This is a genomic window from Actinocrinis sp. (assembly GCF_035653575.1).
Taxonomy (GTDB): domain Bacteria; phylum Actinomycetota; class Actinomycetes; order Streptomycetales; family Catenulisporaceae; genus Actinocrinis.
Genome location: NZ_DASRBQ010000152.1, coordinates 1 through 3,619 on the forward strand (window position 1 = coordinate 1; position 3,619 = coordinate 3,619).

Annotated in this window: 3 protein-coding genes; all 3 read right to left on the reverse strand. The window is 70.7% G+C overall.

Translation table 11 applies throughout. The annotated features are described in order from the left end of the window. Nucleotides 1-578: 578 nt before the first annotated feature. Genes VFA06_RS20585 through VFA06_RS20595 form a run of 3 tightly spaced genes read right to left on the reverse strand, consistent with a single transcriptional unit; the run spans nucleotide 579 to nucleotide 3,486 of the window. Nucleotides 579-1,655 (reverse strand): ABC transporter ATP-binding protein, encoded by a 1,077-nt coding sequence (locus VFA06_RS20585; protein ID WP_324842285.1) that lies wholly within the window; start codon nucleotides 1,653-1,655, stop codon nucleotides 579-581. Then, on the reverse strand, nucleotides 1,655-2,569 hold the full coding sequence (locus VFA06_RS20590) for an ABC transporter permease (RefSeq protein WP_324842286.1): 915 nt from the start codon (nucleotides 2,567-2,569) through the stop codon (nucleotides 1,655-1,657). Before VFA06_RS20590 ends, VFA06_RS20585 begins: the two co-directional genes overlap by 1 nt. Then, nucleotides 2,554-3,486 (reverse strand): ABC transporter permease, encoded by a 933-nt coding sequence (locus VFA06_RS20595; RefSeq protein WP_324842287.1) that lies wholly within the window; start codon nucleotides 3,484-3,486, stop codon nucleotides 2,554-2,556. Before VFA06_RS20595 ends, VFA06_RS20590 begins: the two co-directional genes overlap by 16 nt. Nucleotides 3,487-3,619: the final 133 nt, after the last annotated feature.

The following is a 3,619-nucleotide window of genomic DNA, read 5'->3' on the forward strand; positions in this document are numbered from 1 at the left end:
ATCGATGAGCAGGTTCGGGCTGGTCACCGAGGCCGCGCGGGCCGGGGCGGAAAGCAGGCTGGGCAGCAGGGCGATCAGTAGGGAGGCGGCGGTCAGGAGCGTGGAAGTACGTACCGAGGGAGTAGGCCGGTGAGGGAAAGCAGAGGTGCCGATGGGCCTTCCGGTGTCGGCGGGCTTAGCGGTGCTGCCGCGCTTACCAGTGCTGCCGGACCTATCGATACTGTCGCGCTTAGCGATGCTGTCGGGGCTGGCGGGCTTGGCGGTGCCGTTGGGTCTACCGATGTGTCTCATGGATCGTCCCTCCGCTCGAACTTGACCAGACAAGTCGCCCGTCATCGTCCTGTCGGAGGGAGGACGGCAATCAACGTTGAGATATCGAGCGGGTGGAGCTTGGCCGCATAGAAGTGGGTCCGAATCTGACGAGGTAGACGTCGCCGCGCGGTGTCGCGATGGCGAAGGCAGGTGGCAAAGGCGCAAGCGGCACACGAAACAGGAGGACTCGGAGGCACCGCCGTTAGGTCAACGGCCTCCGAAGCGGGAAGGCTCAGAAGCGCGGCGGCGACTAGGTCAACCGCCTCTCAGGGGGCGACGACGAGCACGGGGCGCGGGGCGGGAGTGAGCCGGGCCCGGCCGCCAGCCGGGAACTCGCAGGCGCGGTGCGAAGGCAGGTCTGCCTTCACCTCGGTGCCGTCTTCCAGTGTGATCGCGACACGCGTGATGGCTCCGAGGAACGTGGCCGTGCGTACCGTGCCGACGGCCGGGTCGACACCCGCCCGGTCGGCTACCGAGTCGGGCTCGATCGCCTCCAGTTCGATTGCCTCGGGGCGCAGGAGGACCTCGACCTTCGTGCCGGGGACCGGGCGCTGGCCGTCGACCGGGAGGCGGCGGCCGGCGACCTCGACCGAGTCGGCGTCGATCATCGTGCCGCGCAGGCGGTTCATCGTGCCGACGAACTCGGCGACGAACGCAGTGGCCGGTCGGTCATAGAGCTGTGCCGGGGCCGCGCACTGCTCCAACTGTCCCGAGCGCATCACGGCCACGCGGTCCGCCATGGACAGCGCCTCTTCCTGGTCGTGCGTGACGAACAGCGTCATGATGCCCAGGTCGAGCTGCACCCGTCGGATCTCGTCGCGCAGTTGCAGGCGGACCTTCGCGTCCAGGGCGGACAGCGGCTCGTCGAGCAGTAGCACCTTCGGCCGGATCGCCAGCGCGCGGGCGAGCGCGACGCGCTGCTGCTGGCCACCGGAGAGCTGATGCGGGTAGCGGGCACCGTGGCCGGCGATGCCGACCAGTTCCAGCAGCTCCTCGGCGCGGGCTTTGCGCTGCGGCGCCGCGGTTTTGCGCAGCCGCAGGCCGAAGGCGACGTTCTCGGCTGCGGTCAGGTGCGGAAAGAGGCTGTAGGACTGGAACACCATGCCCATGTCGCGCTTGGCCGCGGACACCGGGGTGATGTCGGCGCCGTCGAGGCGGACCTGGCCGGCGTCGGGGCGTTCGAAGCCCGCGACGATGCGCAGCGCCGTGGTCTTGCCGCAGCCGGACGGGCCGAGCAGCGCGACCAGTTCGCCCGGGGCGAGGGCGAGGTCGAGTCCGTCGAGCGCGTGCACGGCGCCGTAGGAGCGGCGCAGTGCGCTCAGTTCAAGTCCGGCGGCGGGCATCAGGCACTCCGGTCGGTGACGGCGGCGGCGCGGCGGCCACCGAGGAAGGAGACGAGGAACAACACGGCCCAGGACAGCAGCAGGCTGAGCAGGGAGACGGCGATCGGCAGCTGTCCGCTGCCCTGGCCGTCCTGGACGATCCAGACCGCGAACGGTACGAAGCCGAGAATGGAGGCGATGGTGTACTCGCCGAAGACCAGCGCGAGGGTGAGGACGGCCGCGGAGAGCAGTCCTGCGCGCAGGTTCGGCAGCAGCACTCGCCACAGGACGACCGGCCAGGACGCGCCGAGACCGCGAGCGGCTTCGACCAGCGTCTTGAGGTCGACCGCGCGCAGTCCGGCGTCGAGCGCGCGGAACGCGAAGGGCAGCACCAGGATCGCGTAGACGAGCGGCAGGATGAGGGGGAAGGACTGGTTCTGCAGGTCGGCGTCGAGGCGGAACAGCCAGCTGCCCTGGTCGTTCAGGCCCCAGCCGAGGACCGTGGAGACTCCGGCGGTCAGCGCGACCGGTGAGACGACGAGCGGCACCATCGCGATCGATTCCACGACGCCGCGCAGTCGCGGCAGCCGCAGCCTGATGGCCACCATCGCGGGCACGAGCAGGACGAATTCGAGCGCGATGGTGGTCAGCGCGAGGAAAAACGTCATGCGCACGCTGGTGAGGAACCCGGTCGCGCCGAACAGCTGTCCGTAGGGTGCCAGGCTGAAGCGGTGCAGCCGCGAGTTGTACACGGTGAACCAGAGCGCAGAGAGCAGCGGTCCGAGCAGGTAGGTCGCGACGACGGCGAGCACGAGGACGCGCCACCAGCGGACGCGGGAAAGGCGCCCGGCGAGGTTCCGGCCGGGCGGCGGACCGGCCGCGTCGGAGGGCTCAGGGCGGTCGGCGGCCAGGGTGTCGGTTACGAGTCCAGCCATCGCGCGCTCCTAGCCCGCAGCGGGAGATAGACGGCCATCATCAGGGCGCAGATGCCGATGGTGTTCAGGCTCATAGCCATGCCCAGGTTCTCCTGCCCGGCGAGCACGTTGCCTGACAGGACGGACGCGATCCGCAGCGTGATCAGCGGTACGGTGCCTCCGGCGAGGGCCTGCGCGGTGGCGTACGCGGCGAACGCGCTGCCGAAGCAGAGCACGAATCCGCCGAGGGCGGTGGGCAGCAGGATCGGCCCTCCGATGTGCCGCCAGTAGTCCCAGGCGGAGCCGCCGAGCCCGGTCGCCGCCTCGCGCCACTGTCGGCGCAGCCCCTCGAGCGCGGGCATGGTGGTCAGCACCATGAGCGGGATGAGGAAGTAGGGGTAGACCAGCACCAGGCCAGTGAAGGTGTCCAGCGCGAATCCGGGGTCGATCTTGCGGATCAGGCCGGTCGCCTCGCCCGCGGTGCCGGCGGCGGCGATGAAGCAGAAGGCGAGCGGGATGCCGCCGAAGTTGGCCAGTACGCCGGACGCGGTGAGCACCGCCTGCTTGAGCACGCGGCCGCGCGATTGGGCGATCGCGTGCGTGGTGGCCAGTCCGATGATCACGGAGATCGTGGCGGTCAGCAGGGACAGGCGCAGCGAGCCCCACATGGCGGTGAGGTAGAAGCCGCTCCAGGAGTCGGTGAGGTTCTGCGCGGTGAACGAGGTGACGCCGGTCGCGGGGTTGGTGCGGCGTACGGCCTCGTACAGCAGGGCCCAGGTCGGCAGGCCGAGGAAGATCGCGCAGTAGATCAGCAGCGGCGCGACCGCGGCCCACGCCCCGAGCGCGCGGGGGCTGCGGGCGCCGCGCCGCGCCGGTACCGAATCCGCCGCGTCGGTGGGCGGCGGGTCGGTGGGCAGCGGGCCGATAGTGAGCGCCAAATCAGGCTCCTGGGGGCGGGCGTTGGACACGGGGGGCGAACTCGCGCGGGTTAGCGCAGGGATCGGCCGGTGGGTGGCGGCGTTGCGAGGGGGGCGCCGGACCAGTCGGGCGGGATCGGTCCGGTTGGGCGGC